Origin of the sequence: Occallatibacter sp. (assembly GCF_049510455.1) — a bacterium.
In the GTDB taxonomy this organism is placed as follows: Bacteria; Acidobacteriota; Terriglobia; order Terriglobales; family Acidobacteriaceae; genus Telmatobacter.
This window is the reverse complement of sequence record NZ_JBEKYX010000080.1, coordinates 1-19,065: the sequence shown is the minus strand read 5'-3', so window position 1 is coordinate 19,065 and position 19,065 is coordinate 1. Positions and strand designations below refer to the sequence as shown.

17 protein-coding genes are annotated in these 19,065 nt (G+C 56.7%); 8 read left to right on the top strand and 9 right to left on the bottom strand.

Annotation, left to right across the window (positions count from 1 at the left end):
- From ABSG47_RS14950 to ABSG47_RS14935, 4 genes are all read left to right on the top strand, one after another.
- On the top strand, positions 1-1,038 hold a 1,038-nt coding region (locus ABSG47_RS14950), incomplete at its 5' end, for an acyltransferase family protein (RefSeq protein ID WP_424170495.1).
- A 4-nt stretch (positions 1,039-1,042) separates the two neighbouring features.
- Positions 1,043-2,278: a glycosyltransferase family 4 protein gene (locus tag ABSG47_RS14945; RefSeq protein ID WP_424170494.1), complete on the top strand. Its 1,236-nt coding sequence runs from the start codon at positions 1,043-1,045 to the stop codon at positions 2,276-2,278.
- A gap of 58 nt (positions 2,279-2,336) precedes the next feature.
- Entirely contained in the window at positions 2,337-3,377 is a 1,041-nt protein-coding gene (locus tag ABSG47_RS14940; RefSeq protein WP_424170493.1) for a glycosyltransferase, read from the top strand.
- A gap of 66 nt (positions 3,378-3,443) precedes the next feature.
- Positions 3,444-4,415, top strand: a complete 972-nt coding sequence (locus tag ABSG47_RS14935; protein WP_424170492.1) for a glycosyltransferase family protein — start codon at positions 3,444-3,446, stop codon at positions 4,413-4,415.
- Between the two features lie 201 nt (positions 4,416-4,616).
- Here the strand turns inward: ABSG47_RS14935 and ABSG47_RS14930 are convergent, their stop codons facing one another.
- Positions 4,617-5,519, bottom strand: a complete 903-nt coding sequence (locus ABSG47_RS14930) for a glycosyltransferase family 2 protein (RefSeq protein ID WP_424170491.1) — start codon at positions 5,517-5,519, stop codon at positions 4,617-4,619.
- Between the two features lie 613 nt (positions 5,520-6,132).
- A complete protein-coding gene (gene dnaB / locus ABSG47_RS14925; protein ID WP_424170490.1) occupies positions 6,133-7,539 on the bottom strand; it encodes a replicative DNA helicase in 1,407 nt (468 codons plus the stop codon).
- A gap of 44 nt (positions 7,540-7,583) precedes the next feature.
- On the opposite strand from dnaB, the gene ABSG47_RS14920 reads away from it, so the two are divergent.
- Positions 7,584-7,973, top strand: a complete 390-nt coding sequence (locus ABSG47_RS14920) for a type II toxin-antitoxin system Phd/YefM family antitoxin (RefSeq protein ID WP_424170489.1) — start codon at positions 7,584-7,586, stop codon at positions 7,971-7,973.
- The gene (locus tag ABSG47_RS14915; RefSeq protein WP_424170488.1) at positions 7,942-8,355 is read left to right on the top strand and encodes a type II toxin-antitoxin system VapC family toxin; all 414 of its coding nucleotides are present in this window, start codon (positions 7,942-7,944) and stop codon (positions 8,353-8,355) included. Before ABSG47_RS14920 ends, ABSG47_RS14915 begins: the two co-directional genes overlap by 32 nt.
- A gap of 15 nt (positions 8,356-8,370) precedes the next feature.
- Here the strand turns inward: ABSG47_RS14915 and ABSG47_RS14910 are convergent, their stop codons facing one another.
- The 7 genes from ABSG47_RS14910 to ABSG47_RS14880 form a co-directional block, all read right to left on the bottom strand.
- A complete protein-coding gene (locus ABSG47_RS14910) occupies positions 8,371-9,633 on the bottom strand; it encodes a DUF418 domain-containing protein (RefSeq protein ID WP_424170487.1) in 1,263 nt (420 codons plus the stop codon).
- Positions 9,634-9,691: 58 nt separating this feature from the next.
- A complete protein-coding gene (gene gcvPB, locus ABSG47_RS14905; protein WP_424170486.1) occupies positions 9,692-11,206 on the bottom strand; it encodes an aminomethyl-transferring glycine dehydrogenase subunit GcvPB in 1,515 nt (504 codons plus the stop codon).
- A gap of 101 nt (positions 11,207-11,307) precedes the next feature.
- Positions 11,308-11,763 carry an REP-associated tyrosine transposase gene (locus ABSG47_RS14900; RefSeq protein ID WP_424170485.1) on the bottom strand — a complete coding sequence of 152 codons (456 nt, stop codon included), beginning with the start codon at positions 11,761-11,763 and terminating at the stop codon, positions 11,308-11,310.
- 138 nt (positions 11,764-11,901) lie between these two features.
- The gene (gene gcvPA / locus ABSG47_RS14895; protein ID WP_424170484.1) at positions 11,902-13,248 is read right to left on the bottom strand and encodes an aminomethyl-transferring glycine dehydrogenase subunit GcvPA; all 1,347 of its coding nucleotides are present in this window, start codon (positions 13,246-13,248) and stop codon (positions 11,902-11,904) included.
- Positions 13,249-13,298: 50 nt separating this feature from the next.
- Positions 13,299-13,670 carry a four helix bundle protein gene (locus tag ABSG47_RS14890; RefSeq protein ID WP_424170483.1) on the bottom strand — a complete coding sequence of 124 codons (372 nt, stop codon included), beginning with the start codon at positions 13,668-13,670 and terminating at the stop codon, positions 13,299-13,301.
- Between the two features lie 48 nt (positions 13,671-13,718).
- A complete protein-coding gene (gene gcvH, locus ABSG47_RS14885; protein ID WP_424170482.1) occupies positions 13,719-14,102 on the bottom strand; it encodes a glycine cleavage system protein GcvH in 384 nt (127 codons plus the stop codon).
- Between the two features lie 140 nt (positions 14,103-14,242).
- Complete coding sequence (locus ABSG47_RS14880; protein ID WP_424170481.1) at positions 14,243-15,577, bottom strand: M48 family metallopeptidase; 1,335 nt, start codon at positions 15,575-15,577, stop codon at positions 14,243-14,245.
- A gap of 49 nt (positions 15,578-15,626) precedes the next feature.
- Here ABSG47_RS14880 and ABSG47_RS14875 point away from each other — a divergent pair, with 49 nt between their 5' ends.
- Positions 15,627-17,387: a TldD/PmbA family protein gene (locus ABSG47_RS14875; protein ID WP_424170480.1), complete on the top strand. Its 1,761-nt coding sequence runs from the start codon at positions 15,627-15,629 to the stop codon at positions 17,385-17,387.
- Positions 17,384-19,065, top strand: a 1,682-nt coding sequence (locus tag ABSG47_RS14870) for a metallopeptidase TldD-related protein (RefSeq protein ID WP_424170479.1), incomplete at its 3' end; no start/stop codon positions are given. The genes ABSG47_RS14875 and ABSG47_RS14870, both read left to right, overlap by 4 nt.

The following is a 19,065-nucleotide window of genomic DNA, read 5'->3' as shown; positions in this document are numbered from 1 at the left end:
GTCATCCATCACTCCACGCAACGTTTTGCTAATTTAGTGCCCGGCAGCTCGACTCCGTTCTGGGAGAACGGTGCGAGTGGCGTAGACATCTTCTTCATCATCAGTGGCTTTGTCATGGCCATTTCGACCCTCGGACGCGAAGACAAACGCCATCCGGCTGCAGTCTTTCTTGCACGCCGCTTCATTCGGCTTGTACCCATGTACTGGGCCATGACCCTGCTGTTCATCACAATTACGCTGGCACTGCAGCATCACGCCACAGACAATATCCAGGTCCACACTCAGATCACCTTTTCCGCTGTCCTCAAATCCCTGACTTTCATCCCTTATAAGAGTTCCCTCGGCATTCAGCCCATTCTCGCCGTAGGTTGGACCCTGTCCTTCGAGGTGCTGTTCTATCTACTCTTCGCCGCCGCACTTGCGCTACGGGTAAGCGTTATTGGGTGGCTGACACCATCTCTGCTTCTGCTCGCTGGCCTCAGCGTCTTTCGGTCTCCCACCTGGCCGCCCGTCACAGTTCTTTTCGACCCCTTGCTACTCGAATTTCTTGCCGGTCTCTTACTCGGCTACGCTGTTCTCAGGGGCTACCGGGGCTTTCTCATGACTTCGTCGCTCCTGGGACTATTCGCTCTCGGATTCCTGCTGTTCGCGCCCGCAGTCACACCAGTAGGTCTGCGCGTTATCGTATGGGGCCTGCCCGCCTTACTCATCGTCCACGCCATCGTCGTAATGGAACCGCGGTGGGGTAAATTGTTGCCCCGCTGGGCGCTCTTGCTGGGAGATGCTTCCTACTCGCTGTACCTGTCGCACAATATGATCATGAATATTTTCTTCAACCTCTTGATCAAGCTTCATCTCGCGGGAGTCGGACACAACAATCTCACGTATGAGTTGCTGGGCGCTACTCTCTGCCTATTCGTTACCATAGCGGTCGCTTTGGCTCTTTATTGGTTTATCGAAAAACCTGTTACAGAGATGCTCAAGCGTCGCTTGGTTCGGCGGTCGGAACCAACAATAGCCGCACTGGCAAGTCACTAAGAATATGAATATTGTCATCCTCAGTGACTTTGCTTATGTCGATGGAGGCGCCAGCAAGATCGCTCTCGGCAGTGCTGTAGCCCTTGCGGAACGGGGGCATCGGGTTTTGGTCTTCTCCGCCGTCGGGCCGGTCGATTCAATGCTGCGTGAAACTGCAGGCCTGACCGTTGTCTGCCTGGGCCAACATGAGATTGTCGCGGACCCCAATCGCCTGCGCGCGATTGTGCGCGGTTTCTGGAACCGCAACGCTGCCGTCCGCCTGCGCGAAAGCCTCGCAGACTTCTCTCCAGATAATACGATCCTCCATCTGCATACCTGGACCAAGGGGCTGTCGGGCAGTGTGGTCCGCTTGGCTGCCTCGCTCGGCTTTCGCGTCGTTTTGACCTTGCATGACTACTTCAGCGTTTGCCCCACAGGCAGCTTCTTCATCCATCCCACTAAGCAGCTCTGTACTCTTCGGCCTATGTCCGCGGCGTGCATCGCCACCAACTGCGATAGCCGCAACTACGGTCATAAGCTTTGGCGTGTTGGCCGGCAATGGGCGCAAAGCCATCCAGGCCGCCTGCCCGGAGGCATTCGGGACTTTATCTCCATTTCAAACCTGAGCCAGCAGCTTATCCAACCGTTCTTGCCACCGGATATGCACATGCACCGCGTGCCGAACTTCATCGATATAGAGCAACGCGAGCCCGCCAATGTAGAGGCATTCTCCACCTTCAGTTTTGCGGGTCGCCTGTCTCCTGAAAAAGGCCCCGACCTGCTTGCCGAATGCGCGCGCATGCTCGCTCTGAATGTCCGCTTTATCGGAAGTGGGCCGCTGAAAGATGAGCTTATGCGTATTGCCCCTTCCGTCACCGTGACTGGCTGGCAATCTCCACCCCAGGCGCGCGAACTGATGCGCCAGTCCCGAGCGCTCGTGTTCCCCTCGCGCTGGTATGAGACCCAGGGACTGGTTGTTGCGGAGGCTGCGGCGATGGGTGTGCCCGTGATTGTTCCTTCCACAAGCGCAGCGCGCGAATGGGTGGAGGATGGCGTCACAGGACTGATCTTCAAGGGCGGTGACGTGAAGGATCTTGCTTTGAAGATCACTCGCCTGCGCGATGCCCCCTCGCTTGCCAGTGCCCTTGGCCGCGAGGCGTATGATCGCTACTGGCAGAAGCCCGCAACTCTAATTCGTCACTGCGAACAACTGGAAGAGACTTACCGGAAGATTCTAAGTTCAGCACCTCGCCTGTCCTAAGTGCGCCAGACCGGCAGCCAGGTTGGTAAAATAGAACTTCCAAACGCCCCCCACCGCCATGAGCCAGACCCGCTGTTCCCCATCCAATCAGAGTCTCCGAATATCCGTTGCCTTATGCACTTACAACGGTGCACGTTATCTGAACCAACAACTACAGAGTTTCATCGCGCAGCATCGACTTCCCGATGAGCTTGTCCTGTGCGACGACGGCTCCGTTGACAGCACCCTTTCCCTCGTGGAAGAGTTCGCCCGCCATGCTCCTTTTCCTGTCCGTATCCTGCGCAATGCCGAGAACCTTGGCTATAGTCGCAACTTTGCTAAAGCGATCTCCCTTTGCTCAGGAGATGTCATCGCTTTGTCCGATCAGGACGATGTGTGGTACCCGCAGAAGCTGTCGCGGTTGGGAGAACTTTTCAACACCTATTCTCAGGTGGACGGAATTTTTAGCAATGGAGACCTGATCGATATCTCCTCCAACAAAATTTCAGGAGATCTCTGGACGAGTTTTAGCTTCCTTCCCGTAAATCAGGTGCGGCTGCGTTCCGGTCACGCGGTAGAGGAGCTGCTTAGGCGAAACGTTGTCACCGGGATGGCTTTTGCCTTTCGCCGGGTTTGGAAGGATGAACTCCAGCTTATGCCCGCGAGCTGGCCGCATGATGCATGGCTGGCTCTGCTTCTGGCTCTGGAAGGGAAGCTGCTGGCCTGTCCTGAGCATCTTGTGGCGTATCGTGTCCATGAAAATCAGAAGATCGGCGTTCCCATTACCTCCGCACAAAAGAGGCGTTATATTCAGCATCACGGTCTGGGTAACTATCTCGCGCTCTCGCGCAAGCGAAATCAGGAAGAGTATCGCGGATATGCCGAGCAGTTTGAAGATTTGCTCAGGGTAGCCACGGCTTATCCATCGGAAGATCTGCAGAAGAGGCTGCTTCAGATACGAGACCAGATCGAAGCCAAAGCCGATCATGCCCGCACGAGCGAGGGGCTGCTCAACCTCAGCCGACTCCGTCGCTTGCCACAAGTGCTTCGGCGCAGAAAACACTATGAACGTTACTCGCCCACAGGCGTTCAAGCAATGATTCGAGATATGTTTCTCTAGATCTGGACATTTCTGCCAAGGCGCGGCCATCTAAAGGTCAGAGCTATACTGAACGCAGTCCTGACTTTGTTTCGCAACACTATGGATACCCATACGCCCTCTACGTCTCACGACGCCGCAGACCTGTCCATCCTGGCGATCATCGTACTCTACAAAAAAACTCTCGCAGAATCTTCGAGCCTGCAGACCTTGTTGAGAGCAGCCGAGATGTCTGCCTCACCATTTTTTCGTCTGGGCATTCTCGTCTTCGATAACACACCCGGTGGACAGTATCCAGGTGAGCTTCCGGACCATGTTCTCTATCGCGCCGCACCCGACAATCCCGGCCTGGCCGTGCCCTATAACGAAGCGCTCGCGTTCGCGGAACAAAACAGCTTTTCCTGGCTACTTACACTCGATCAAGACACCAGCCTGCCTGCTGATTTCCTGCTCCGGCTGGAACCATACGCCAGGCAGTATCAGCCTGCCGATCAGGTTGCGGCGATTGTCCCTCAAATCGCCGATCATGGCCGAGTGATTTCGCCCTTTCGTTTCATCGGCGGATTCCTGCCTGGCGTGCTGCCGCCCGGAACCAACGGGATCGGAAAACGATTTACTTCCGCGCTGAACTCCAGCTCGCTGCTCCGTGTCAGCGCGCTCCGTGAACTGGGCGGCTATGACCTTCGCTTTCCTTTGCACAACAGCGATACTCGTCTTTATCAACGTATTGACGAGGCGGGCAAACAAGTCTTCATCGCAGGCGATATTCGCGTCGATCATGAACTCGCCATTCTGCAACGGGAAGACCGCATGACCCCTGACCGCTATCGCAAGCTCTTGCTTGACGAATGCGATTTCTGGGATCTTCATATGGGCGTGCTGGGCAGGACAGAGCGCCTTGTCCGCCTTGCCGGACGAGTCTGCAAAGGTTACCTGAAGCACGAGGACCCTGCTTTTCGCAGGATTACGTGCCAGGAGATCGTGCGAAGACTCTGTGTGCGGAGACGGGATCGCATTCGAGCGAGCGCACAGGCTGGCAAAGACACAGTCGTGCAGTGAACTGCTCGCGGGTGGCGGGCGGTTGCCAAATGCATCGCCCAAATGCGCTAGACCAGGCGGACTGCTGCACCCAGTCAGTCTGGCTGTTTGCTTGATGGTCTGGCTGGTAGATCCGGCACATCTTCGTGACGAGGTGTCGTTGCATTGCACCTAGCATCGACTGCATGGCAACAATAATACGGGTTCCGGATCCGGACGAAACTACTGCCAGAATCGATGATTCATGCTTAATCGACGCTTAATTGCCGGGGAAAACAGTGCTTCCTTCAGGCCCAGTTTGTATCCGAGAAATTTGAGACCGGTGCGAAACAGCGAGGAAGGTATCTGCGCGGGATCGCGCTGCAACAAGTAGCGCAACTCGGAGAGCGCAAAGCGAGTGCCCTCTCCGCTCGTCTTTCCGAATTCGTTGAGAAGCCAGCTTTCACGGCTGTGCAATACACCGATATCGAAGTAACGGTTGAACTCCTGCTTCCAGGTATGCGGATGCGAGTGGTACACACACGCGTCCGCCACATAGGCTATTTTATATTTTGCCTGCAGCAGACGAGCCGCTGTAATAGTGTCTTCGCCGAAAATCACATCCAACGGGAATCCTCCTATCCCCATCAGTGCAGATCGTCGGTAGGCGGAAAAAGAGTTCGAGAGAAAAATAGCCTTGAACCCAAGTTTCTCGCGACTGGCTAAGTCTCGTAGATCGGAAAGCGCAGGGTAGTTGAAGCTACGCGCATGTGCTTCGATCGCCCCTGACTGAAGGCGAGGTAATTGTCTGCCGTATGCCGCCCCGACCATCAAATCATCAAAGGCAGCCACAATGTTTTCTATCGCATTCGGGTCAGTCAGTACCGCATCCTGGGTCAGAAATACCAGGACATCGGCAGATGGCAGCAAGTTCACCGCCATCTGCCGTGTGCCCCCATGGTTGAACTCAGCCCGCTTGATCGTACACACCTGAAATCCATCTGCGTGTGCCAGTTCGCTCGTTCCGTCTGTCGATTCTGAATCGACAATCAACACCTGCTCCGGTCGAACGCAAGCGAGCAGCGCTGGTGCAAAGAGCGCCCAGTCTTTTGCGGCGTTCAAAGTAGGAACAATGACATTTACCATCGGTGATTAAGTTTAGCATTCTCATATTTATCCAAATGAGGGACGGCTTCCTGAAAAAGGCGGCAAGGAGCACGCCATGCCCTGCCTCCATAATCTTGAGCAAGCTTTGTCCGCCTATGTAGACGGCCCCAGGTTGGCGGCCGATACGAAGGGACCGTTCTTCCGCACCATCGGGCGCGGCACCGGTGAACTTACAGGGAATTGGGAGACCCGCGGATGGAAGGTTTTGTTGGATAAAAGCTGACACAACTTTTGAAGGTCTGCGACAAGTCGTGTTTGAACCCGAAGAAAGAATTTTCTTAGGCGACACACCTCCCGAATTAAAACATCCATATAGGGTGATTAGTTCTATCGGTATTTCTGACACGCCAGATTGGTTCAAGGCGAACACAAACAAAAAATTGCGTAAAAAGCAGGAGCAATCGAAAATTCCGGAAGCAAATCTACTGGAATCCGCGAAGACGTGTGCGCCATTCTTGAAGGTGGAATCGAGGCGTTTCAAAAGCGCGAACAGTAGTACTCATTGCAGTCAATCGGTTGACGAACGATTGTTTCGTGTTTGATTCAGATATGCATATCGCAGAAACACGTGCCTACTGAGAGACTTTATTTTTCACATGCTTTCATGCGCAGCATCAGGATTGTCAAAGCGCGTAAAGCTCGACAAGAAGTTCAGATACACAACTCCCGTCGGACCGTTACGCTGCTTGGCGATAATAATCTCTGACTTCGCCTTGTCTGCTGCAGACTGCTCTTCATCGCGGTTGTAATACGCCTCACGATGAATGAAAGCAACAACGTCTGCATCCTGTTCAATCGAACCTGATTCACGCAGATCGCTCAATAGCGGCCTCTTGTCGTCTCCGCGCTTTTCACTCGCACGCGAGAGCTGCGAGAGCGCAACCACCGGCACCTCAAGCTCCTTGGCCAGCGCCTTCAGCCCGCGCGAGATAGCCGCAACCTCCTGCACGCGATTCTCATATTTCTTTCCACCTGCCGAGGGCAGCGTGGCAGACATAAGCTGCAGATAATCGACAACGATCAGATCAATCTTGCCGGCCTTTTGCCGCAGTCTCCGTGATTTGGCGCGCATCTCCGCAAGCGAGATGCCCGCAGTGTCATCAATAAACATCTTCGATTCGACCAGATCGTTCAACGCGCGCTGCAGCTTCTCCTGATCCTCGCGAGCAATAAAGCCGGTCTGCAGCTTGCGCTGATCCACCCACGCCTGCGACGCCAGCATGCGTCGCAGCAGCGACTCCTTGCTCATTTCCAGGCTGAAGACGGCAACCACCGCACCGTGATTCACCGCGGCATTCTGCGCCATGTTGATCGCGAATGCGGTCTTGCCCATCGAAGGACGCGCGGCAATGATAATGAGCTCGCCCTTCTGCAACCCGCTCGTCATACGGTCAAGCTCATAAAAGTCTGTCGCAAGCCCCGTGACCTCGCGGCTCTGTTTATAAAGATTGTCAATGGTGCCGAAGGAGTTGGCGACAATCTGATCGAGCGATTGGAAACCATCGCCCACACCCTTTTCGCTTACCTCAAGCAGGCCGGCTTCCGCAGCGCCCAGAACCTCCAGCGCCGTCTCGCTCTGGTCCGCCGCACGCGCAATCGCCGCCGAGCAGATCATCATCAGCCGCCGCAGCAGGCTCTTGTCCTTTACGATCCGGATGTACTCTTCGATCACCGGCCTGCGCGGCAAACCCTCCGTCAACGACGCAAGATAAGCAACACCGCCAACGGACTCCACTTCTTTGTACTTCGCCAGCTGATGCGATAGCGTGACAATATCCACCGCGCGCTGCTCGTCCATCAACTCGCTCATGCGAATGTAGATCCGCTTGTGCGAGTCGAGCGAGAAATCATCCGCCTCAAGCTTTTCCGCAGCCTCGGAGTGAGCGGCATTATCCAGCAGAATCGCGCCAAGAATGGTTTTCTCAGCGTCAATCGAAGCGGGCAGCCCTTGGTCAAAGTTCGAAAAGCCGGAGCTGGAGAGATTGGAAAGCGTGGCCATGTTTTATCGAGTCTAGGCTTAACTTGGGATTCAGTACACGAGGAATGCCCCAGCTACAGGGCATTCCAGTGCAGCGTCTGTGGACATTTTCCGAAAAGTTGTGGATGGCTGTGGATGACCCGTCGCGATCTTATATGACGACAACGCCCTTGAAAATAGCCATAATTTATGGCTATAATTTCGTCATGCAGGTGAGCACAGCAGAGGCGAAGGATCGTCTTCCTGAGCTGATTCGAGCCATGGAAGGCGGCGAGCAGGTGGTCATCACCCGCCATGGCAAGCCTGTTGCTGAAATTATGCCGCCGCGAACTCAAGAAAAACGCACGGTAATTCTTGGCGGCATGCGCGATCGCATCAAGCTGTATCCAGGCTGGGATGAACCGATCACGGAAGAAGAGCTACTTGGCCGTCGCCTTCATGACAACTATGAGTAGCTACCTGCTCGATACTCATGTTGCAATCTTTGCCCTTCAAACTCCAGAGAAGCTATCCGTAGCCGCCCGCAACGCGCTGCTCTCAGAAGAATGCTTTCTAAGCGTCGTCTCTTATTGGGAAGTCATGATTAAAACTATGAAAGGTGCAATGGACATAGGAAATCCTCGCACCTGGTGGGTCGATACTCTCGATCAACTGACTGCTGCGCAGCTTCTACTACGGCCGCAACACATCAGTGCACTCCATAGCCTGCCACCACACCACAAAGACCCCTTCGACCGCATCCTCATTGCGCAGGCCATCGCAGAAGACCTCACGCTGATCAGCACGGATAAATCGGTCCAACGCTACAGCGAAGCAAGCCTGCGCGTGATTTCCTGACGCAGGCCAATTCCGCTAGGCTGGAACAGCCCGGCGAATCGGCGGAAGTTTCTTATAAGTAAAGCCGCGCCACAGCCACTCAAGCGGGCCGAACCGGAATCGCGACATCCACCATGCGGACAAGACCAACTGGAAGAGCCAGATGCCAATCGCAATCAGAAGCAGAGATGCGCGGTGAACCTTCCCAAACATGCCAAGGCCGTGGCCGTAAAAGATCGTGGTGCCGATGATCGTCTGCAGCAGGTAATTTGTAAAAGCCATCCGTCCCAGCGGTGCCACCCAGTGAGCCAGCCAGGCCCGTGCTCCGGTTGCCATCAAGAGCAGAATGGCCCCAATCCATCCAAGCGCGCACGGAATGCTGGAAAGATAATTCCCCAGTTCGTACGCTAGCAATCCGTAATACGAATCCCATCCGATGTAAAACAGGGACGCAACGCTACAAACCGCAAGCGCAATGCCTATCTGCAAACCGGCAACGAGCGCGACTTTGCCAAAAAACACGGATTTTCTGCCCGGCGCAAAATATCCACCCTTGATCAACGCAATTCCCAGAAGCATGGCCGCCACGATGCGCCAATACGACGAGATAGCAAAGCCGACTGTCTGGCTCGCGAAAGAATAGCTCGCGCGCATCGGAAGCTGAGCCATGAACCTGCCACGAAATGCAAGTGTTTCCGCCTGCGGCGAGACTTCTGTGGGAAAAATTTCTGGCAGTTGCCGAAAGGCAAAACCGACAGCGCGGCCAGACTCAACCGTGGTCACCATGCCAATCACAAAGAAGATGCCGGCGCAAAGAATCAGAGTCCTCGAGCCGCACTTGCGGAACAGAAATACAGTCGCACCGCAAATCGCATAGGAAACCAGGATGTCTCCGTGCCAGAGCAGGTAAGCATGAGCCATCCCCACGACGAAAAGAAACAGGAGACGTCTGCCATACGCAGGCCACGCCGGGGTTCCGCTTCGGTCCAGCCGGTCCGCCATCAGGAACGTTCCTGCACCAAAAAGCATGGAGAAAATTGCCATGAACTTGCCGTCGGCCAGAACGCTGAGCGCTCCCCATATCCGAACATCGGAAGCCGTGGCGTCGAGATACGCGTACGGACTGGTGCGAGCAGCCGAAATCATGGCCATTGACGGAAGATTGATGAACAGAATCCCAAGCAGCGCAAAGCCGCGCAGAACATCCAGCGACACAATTCGCTGCGATTCACTAACAGGCTCGGCAGTGGCTTGCTCAGCAGCGCCCGGGGTCTGCGAGCCAGTAGCTATGGTTTGCATAACGTGCCGCAAATTATATCGCAGCGACGATTTGCCAAGAGACCCCGAATCGCCGCGCTTACTCCGTCGGCTTCCACCGCAGCACCGGCTTGCGCGCCGCCGTCACCTCGTCCAGCCGCGAGATACGCGTGGAGTGCGGCGCGGACTTCACCAGCTCCGGCGTCTCCTCCACTTCCTTCGCAATTGACCGCATGGCATCAATGAACAGATCCAGCTCTTCCAGCGACTCGCTCTCCGTCGGCTCAATCATCAGCGCGCCCGGCACAATCAGCGGAAAGCTCACCGTGTAGGGATGGAAGCCGTAATCGATCAGCCGCTTGGCAATGTCGCCCGTCTTCACGCCCTTCGCAACCTGCTTCTTATCGCTGAAGACCACCTCATGCATTGACGGCGTTTTGTAGGGCAGTTCATACACGCCGTCCAGCTTTTTGCGAATGTAGTTCGCATTCAGCACAGCGTCTTCCGTAGTCTGCCGCAGCCCATCCGGCCCATTCGCCAGAATGTAGGCCAGCGCGCGAATAAACATACCCGTGTTGCCGTAGAACGCGCGAACACGGCCCACTGACTGCGGCCTGTCATACTCCCAGCTCTTCATGCCATCTTCTTTTTGGATCAGCACGGGCGTCGGTAAGAACGGCTCCAGAAACTTCTTGCAGGCCACAGGCCCCGAACCAGGCCCGCCGCCGCCATGAGGCGTCGAGAAGGTCTTGTGCAGGTTCAGGTGCATCACATCCACGCCAAAGTCGCCGGGCCGCACCTTGCCCACAAGCGCATTCATGTTCGCGCCATCCATGTAGAGCAGCGCGCCCTTGTCATGCAGAATGTCTGCGATCTTGTGAATCTGCTCTTCAAAAACACCAATCGTCGAAGGATTGGTCAGCATCAGCGCAGCGGTCTCTTCATCCACCTGCGCGGCCAGCGCCTCAAGATCGATGCCGCCCTCGGCATTCGACTTAAGGTTCTCCACCTGGTATCCGCAGATAGCCGCAGTCGCCGGGTTCGTTCCATGCGCAGAATCCGGAATGATGATCTTCTTGCGCGCATTGCCCTGCGACTCATGCCACGCGCGGACCAGCAGAATACCTGTGAACTCGCCATGCGCGCCCGCCGCAGGCTGCAGCGTAATCACATCCATGCCCGTAATCTCGATCAGACACTTCTGCAGCAGGTCAATGATATTGAGAATGCCCTGCGCCAGCGCATCAGGCCGATAAGGGTGCGCTTCCGCAAGCCCGCGTATGCGCGAAACCCACTCATTCACGCGCGGGTTGTACTTCATCGTGCAGGAGCCAAGCGGATACATACCGAGATCGATGGCGTAATTCCACGTCGAGAGCCGCGTAAAGTGGCGAATGATCTCGATCTCACTCAGCTCCGGCAATCCTGGCGCGTCTTTTCGGACGGCGTCACCAAGCAGCGCTGTTGGATCGACCTCAGGCACATCCAGCGGAGCCAGCTTGTAAGCCTTCTTGCCGGGCGAAGACTTCTCAAAGACCAACCGCTCATTCTGCGTCTGGTGCGGACGAACCTTACCGATGGCCTTGTTCACTACAGGAGTTTCTGTTGTTGACATTCTGCTGCCTCTTCCTGCTCACGGCTCAATTGCTATGAATGCGCGATCCAATTGCTTTGTAACAGGGCACGACTTTAGTCGTGCCGCATGATGCTAATAAATTAGGCGGGCTTTAGCCCCTGCCGCACTTCCGATTTCCTGTTTGCCAGATATTGATAACAATGTGGGTATTGTTCTGCAGATTCGACAAGGCCGGCCTTAACAGGATTCTCAGCAATATAAACGCGATGAGTCTCAAAACTTTTCTTGCCAAGAACCTGTACCTCTGAAAATCCTCGCTGCCAGACCTCTCCCATCACTCCGTATTCTTTCTTCAATCGAAAAGAGAATCTTCCTTTGACAAGTTGCATTGCTTTTTCGACCGTCATATCCGAATTCACGGTGAGTAAAAGATGCACATGGTCAGGCATGATGACAAAATCGTGCGATGTGAAGGCACTCTCCCTTGCGAGTGAACGAAGTACATCAATCAGTAGTTCTGCATTTCGCTCAGACTGAAGCAGCCCTCGCCTCATGCTTGTCTTTGTAGTCGCAAAAAATGTGCGATCAAGTTGCATGATGTCATCCGGGGATGCGTTGCGCCTCGGTTTCGCCATAGCAGGGGCTAAAGCCCGATCCTCTCTTTGCCTGTAGCGGCACGACTAAAGTCGTGCCCTGTTACAAAGCCATGCAAACGACAATCCATACAGGCACTGCTATCCTTCCGCCAATCCCGCAGCGAGCACCTTAGCCGCCGCTTCAATGTCCCGCCGCTTAATCGGCTCCGTCGTACACCAGAGCGTCGCATTGCCCAGCTCCGGGTACCACTTCTTCAGCTCAATGCCGCCCACAATCTTTTCATTCAGCAGCCGCTGGCTCCAGAGCGCCGGAACCTCAGCAGTGTCAATCACGAACTCATGAAATCTCGGCGCGCCTTCAAAGAGCAGCTTCACTCCCGACTGCAGCTTGAACGTCTCAGCCGCAAACGCAGCCTTGGCCATGTTGTGATAGGCCAGTTCGCGAATCCCTTCCTTGCCGTAAACAGTCAGAAAGATCGTCGCCATCAGCGCCACAAGCGCCTGATTGGTGCAGATGTTTGAAGTCGCCTTCTCGCGGCGAATATGTTGCTCGCGCGTCGAAAGCGTCAGCACGAACCCGCGGTTACCATTCGAGTCCGTCGTCTGCCCCACAAGCCGCCCCGGAATCTGCCGAAGGTATTTCTCCTTCGTCGCCAGCACGCCCACATAAGGACCGCCATAGCTGAGCGCAACACCAAAGCTCTGCGCCTCGATGCTGACAATATCGGCTTCAACCGGCGGACGAACAATGCCCAGCGATACCCCCTCCGCAATCGAAACAATCAGCAGCGCACCCTTCTTGTGCGCAATCTCCGCAATCGCAGGAATGTCCTCGATGGTGCCGAAGAAATTCGGGCTCTGCACCAGCACCGCCGCGGTCTCTTCCGTCACAGATGCCTCAAGCTCGGCAAGATCGATGCGGCCATTTTTTTCGTACTTCACTTCGCTCGTCGCCATGTCGCGATGACGAAGATAGGTAGCCAGAACCTCGCGATACTCCGGATGCACCGTGCGCGCAACCACAGCTTTTGACCGTCCCGTGATGCGCATCGCCATCAGCACCGCCTCTGCTGCTCCGGTCGATCCGTCATACATGCTGGCATTCGCCACATCCATGCCGGTCAGCTCGGCAATCATCGTCTGAAACTCGAAGATCGCCTGCAGCGTGCCCTGCGTAATCTCCGCCTGGTACGGCGTATAGCTCGTCAGAAACTCGCCGCGCTGCACCAGCGAGTCAATAATGATCGGCCGATAATGCCGGTACGCGCCACCGCCAAGAAAGCTTGCGTAGCCGATAATGTTTTTCGCGGCTTCCTCGTTGAAGTAAGCAATGATTTCGCTCTCCGCCTGCTGGCGGGGAACGTCCAGGTCGCGAGTCAGCCGATATTCCTCTGGAATGACGGAAAAAAGTTCGTCAATCGAGGAGACGCCGATCTCGGCAAGCATCTGCTCGCGCTCGGCAGGGGATTTGGGGAGGTAGCGCATAGTAATGAAAGGTCCTCGGTAAGCTAAATGTTGCGAAAGGGACTAAGGGACTAAGGGACTGTTGCAGCCGGTCGTAACGATTTCATTAACTTACTCAACAGGATGCCGACTTTTTTACAGAACTCCTCTGATTCGTGCAGAAGTTCTTTAGAACCGGATCCCAGCCCTCTCGCAATTACTAACTGAGTTTCAATTTCCGAATTAGAGCCGCGTGCAATTCCCAGAAAATGCACATATTCACCACGCGACGCACGGCCATATCCTTCAGCAATGTTGCTAGGGACGGAAACTGCAGATCGACGAAGCTGATTGACTAAGCCAAATTTTTCGGAGTCGGGGAAGGAGGCTGTGAGCTTGTAGATTGTGAGAGCGGCTTCAACTGAACTTTGCCAAACCGCCAAATCTCGAAATGACTCGCCCATTTGTTTCTCCCAGTCCCTTAGTCCCCTAGTCCCTCAGTCCCGCTTCTCTTATTGCTCTTCCGCAATGAATGCCTCATACGCCGCCGCATCCAGCAGCCCATCGAACTGCGCCGGATCGGAGAGCTCGACCTTGATAATCCATGTCTCGTGCGGAGCGGAGTTAATCTTGTCCGGCTCCGTCTTCAGCGACTCATTCACCTCAGTCACAGTGCCGGAAATCGGCGAGAACAAATCACTGACAGCCTTCACGCTCTCAACAGAACCAAACGTAGCGTTGGCCGTCACCGCATCCCCAACCTTGGGCGCGTCCACATACACAATGTCGCCAAGCGAGTTCTGCGCGTAGTCGGTAATGCCAATCGTGCCAATCTTTCCCTCAACCGAGATCCACTCGTGCTCTTTGGTATAGCGGTAGTTCGTGGGGTAAGCCATAACGCTCCTTTTAGGAATCCGAGGAATAGCGAAACTCCAGTTTACGGCCTCGTGCCGCGGAGCCTCAAAGCCCGTCCGCCACAAACGTCAACTGAATTGCCTGGATGCACATTTCATCCCTCCTCATTCGTCCTTCATCCCTACTTATCAAAGAACTTGCCATGCCCCCCATTTACCCACGGATCATACTCACGGGCAAACTTGGCGCGAGTCTGCACAGAAGGATGGTTGTAATCCCAGAACTCCACAATCGGACTCGGAGCAGGATCTTCAAGCCACGCCTCACCCAGGTGGTTAAAAGCGGAAACCGAAGTCTTCACCGGGTCCGGCACCAGGCCGTGAATCGCTTCCTGACCAAAAATATCCGCCTCATGCTCATAGTGACGGCTGATCGTATTCGTCACCGGCGTCAGAAAGAAGCTCACAATGGAGATTGCAAAGATCAGCGTAAGAAACCCCGCACGGCCTGCGACAGATTCAATCCCCCAGCGCGCGCCAAAACGCCGCACCAGCCACTCCCCAAACCGCGCGCATCCCCAAAAGACGAAAAAAAGCATGACCGCAAAGATCGTCAGCATCTTGGGAATGTGATTCCGCACGTAATGACCGCTCTCATGCCCAAAAATAAAGAGGATTTCGTCGTCCGGCATGCGGTCCGTCGTCGTATCCCACATCACAAAGCGCTTGGTGGCCCCCAGGCCGGTCACATAAGCATTAATGCCGTTCGATTTCTCGCTCGCCTTCATCAAAAACATGCGCTCCGGCGGGATATTCGTTCCGGTCCTCGCCACAACCGTCTCCAGCTTCGTCACCAGCTCGGCGTGCGTCTTCATCAGCGGCTCAAACTTGTTGAACAGCGGATCGATCACCAGCGGCGTAAGCACAACGGAAGCCACAATCAGCGGCAGCGAAATCACCCACACCCATATCCAATAACGGCGCGGCGAGACACGTACGATCCAGTTGAAAAGCAGCAGAATAGGCGAACCGATGAGGATGCCAAGGGCCAGCGATTTGCCCTGGTCGCCCAGCCACCCATCCCACTGCTGCACGCTGATCCCGTAATGCCTGCTGGAGGCGTGACCAACAGCGTCCAGCGGCAAACTGGCAATCGTCGTAATCACCGTAAAAATTGCAAAAAATATTAGCCCCTGAATCCAGCGGAAACGCGAAATGCTCGTGACCCACTTTTCCAGGCCCGCAGCCCAGCGTCCGGCCAGCAGAATCCACAGCACGGCCAGCCCCCAAAGCGTGCCCACAATCTCCAGCGTCAGCCGGATCCGGTTCAGCGCCTTGGCCTGCGCCAGCTTCTCGGGCGACAGCGTGTAGGCGTCCGTAGATGCGGGCTGCGCTGGCGTAGCCTGCGCAGAAGATTGCGGAGCGGGTTGAGCGGCAGCCGGAGCCTGGCTCACGCACAGGCTTAGGCCGCAGGTCAGAGCAGCAAGCGCGAATACAGCACAGCGAACAAATCTCATAGCATTCTCCCCTCGGCAGGCTCCAGAGTCTGAGACAATCTGGCTACCGATGTTTTTACCCGATTTTGCTGCTTTCGCACACACAAATCTCAGCGCCAGCTCCACAAGGCGTCGCCTGCGCCCGCTCAAGTTCGTCCTTCCCGGCCTGTTCGTCGCCGCATCCGCCGCGCAGATTCACTCTCAATCCACCCCAGTCCTCTTAGACTCCATGAGCACGGAGTTGCATCGCGCCTTCACCTCGCTCGGCAAGCAGGGCGATGAGAAGCAGCCCCCACCATACTTCCTCAGCTACTCCGTGCGCGACACCGACGGCGTCCTGGTCATGGCGCAATACGGCGCTCTGGCCCGTAGCGCAGCCTCGCGTGAGCGCATGGCAGACGTGCAGGTCCGCATCGGTGACCCTAAGCTCGACAACACGCACGGCGACCACCGCGCCTCCGCCGTCAACAGCCTCCAGCTTCCGCTCGGCGACGATCGTCAGGCGCTCTCGCGTACCCTCTGGCTCGCCACCAACTCCGGCTACGCCACCGCGCTCGACAACTATCTGCGCGTCCAGACCGAGTCGCAGGTCCGCGCCAAAGAAGAAGACACCTCGCCGGACTTCAGCAAGGAGCCCCCGCAGACAGCCATCGGCTCACCCGCGCCCAGAATCGCCATCGACCGCGCCGCATGGGAAAAACGCGTCACAGCGCTCTCAAAGGTCTTCCGCGAGTTTCCGGATGTCTATCAGAATGCAGCCATTCTGTCGATCACAAGCGCAACCAATTACTTCGTTTCTTCTGAAGGCTCAAAGATCGTTACGCCCAACGTTGCAGCGCGGCTGGTGATCCTTGCCGTTACACGCGCCGATGACGGTATGGACCTCTTCCGCGCGCAGACCTTTGAGGCGGAGACGCCGGACGGTCTTCCCTCGCAGGACAAGCTGGAAGCCTCCGTGCGAGAGCTGGGTAAGAGCCTCGAAGCCCTCCGCAAAGCGCCGGTAACAGAGCCCTTCGACGGACCCGCGATTCTCTCCGGACGCGCCGCCGCAGTCTTCTTTCATGAGGTCCTCGGCCATCGGCTTGAAGGCCAGCGCCAACGCGGCGACGAGGAGGGCCAGACCTTCACCAAGGATCTCAATAAAGACGTCCTTCCCAGCTTCCTGTCCGTGTCGGATGACCCCACGGTCTCGCAGTTCGGCGGAACCTGGCTCAGCGGCACCTATGCCTACGACGACGAAGGCCAGAAGGCTCGCCGCGTCGATCTCATTCAGGATGGTGTGCTCAAAACCTTCCTTATGTCGCGCCTGCCCATCGCCAGCTTCTCAGAGTCGAACGGCCACGGTCGCGCGCAGTCCGGCCACGTGCCCACAGGCCGCCAGGGCAACCTGATCGTCACCTCCACCAAGACCGAAAGCGAAGCCGACCTGCGCAAGCAGCTCATTGAAGAGGCAAAGAAGCAGAACAAGCCCTTCGGCCTTTACTTCGAGGACATTTCCTCAGGCTTCGCCGTCACCACGCGCTCCTCGCCGCAGGCTTTTCAGGTCATTCCGCTGGTCGTCTACCGGGTTTACGTCGATGGCCGCCCCGATGAACTCGTGCGCGGCGTTTCCATCGTCGGCACACCGCTTGCCGCCATGAAGCGCATCATGGCCACCGGCAACAAGAGCGAAGTCTTCAACGGCGAGTGCGGCGCGGAGTCGGGATCAATTCCTGTCAGCGCCATTGCTCCAGCCATGCTGGTCAGCGAGATGGAAACGCAGCGCCAGCCGCAGGGCACATCGCGCCCACCAATCCTGCCCATCCCCTCAGCCACAGGAGGCACAAAGTGACCTCAATCCGCTCTGCCTCTACTCTCGGGTGCCGGGTGCCCCTGGTCCCTCGCATTTGGGGACCAGGGATCGCAATTCTTCTCGCAGCCTCGATCTCCGTTACAGTAGCCACCGCCCAGCAAACCCGCACCGAAGCAGAAAAAGATCCCGTCCTCAAAGCCATGCTCACCGAGATGGACCGCAGCAAGTCCGGCCTCCAGCTCCAGGGCTTTCAAAAGCCATTTTTTATCGAGTTCCGCATTGAGGACGTCACCAACTTTGAGACGCGCGCTGAGTTCGGCTCCAGCGAAGGCTCCGAGAGCGGCCATCAGCGCGTGGCGCGCGTAACGGTTCGCGTAGGCGATTACAAAACCGACAGCTCCACCGCGCGCGGAGACGGCGCAGTCGAAATCACAACCATCGACGACGATCCCATCGCACTGCGCTCCGCCCTCTGGTCCGCCGCCGACAACGCCTATAAGGCAGCCCTGGACGCCTACGCGCGCAAGCAGGCCGAGCTCAAGCAGGTGCAGACCCCTCCGCAGGCCGATGACTTCAGCCAGGAAAAGCCGCTCATCTCGCTCGCCGCGCCCACAGCTCTCGATTTGAACGATCAGGCGCAGAAGACATGGGATGACCGCGTCGCGCACGCCAGCGGGCTCTACCGTAACGCGGCAAAAGACAACCCGGTCCAGTACTGCGTCTCATCCTTCTCCGCGCGTGCTGTCACCACATGGCTCGTCAACAGTGAAGGCACCATCGTCCGCAAGGCCAGCTCCAGCTATCAGGAGTCCTTCGGCGTCGGCACCCAGGCCGCCGATGGAATGCGCATCGACCGCACCAACGCCTCCAGCGGAAGATCCCTCGCCGCGCTCGACGCACCCGATGAATTCGAAAAACACGCGGAGCGCACAATCGCCTCGCTCGCCGATCTGCGCAACGCGCCTCTGGTCGAAGAGGAGTACCACGGACCTTTGCTTCTTTCCTCGCACGCCGGAGCTGAGGCCATGCACACGCTTCTGGCTTCCGGACTTGCCGCCACGCGGCCGCGTCTCGGCACTGAGGCCCGCACCAACGGGCCCTTCGCGTCCAGTTATCACGCGCGCATCCTGCCCGATTTTCTCAACGCCGTCGATGACCCCAGCCTCAAGACCTATGACGGCAAGGATCTGATGGGCGCCTATGACGTCGATGATGAAGGCGTCGCAGCCCAGGCCGTGCAGCTCGTCACCGCGGGCAAGCTTGAGAGCTACCTTATCGGCCGCGTGCCCGTGCGCGATCTCCCGCAATCCAACGGCCACGCGCGCGCCGCAGTTTCCGGCCCAGCGCGGTCCGTCATCGGCGTGCTTAAAATCTCAGCCGAGAACGGTCTCTCCGACGATGACCTCAACAAGAAGCTGCTTGATATGGCCAAAGACCGCGGCCTCACCAGCGTTTACTACGCAGCCACCCTCGGCTCCGGGCTCTCGCCGCACGTGCTCTACAAGGTCTCTGTAGCAGACGGCAAGCGCGAACTGGTGCGCGGCGCAGCCCTCGCCGATATCGATCAGCGCGCCATCCGCTCCGGCATTGAAGCGGCAGGCAACAAGCTCTGGGTAGCCAACTATAACTCCACGACCCCGGAAACCGTCCTCGCCCCCGCGCTCCTGCTCAGCGATGTCACCGTCAAGCGTGCCAACGAGAAGAACAACAAGCTGCC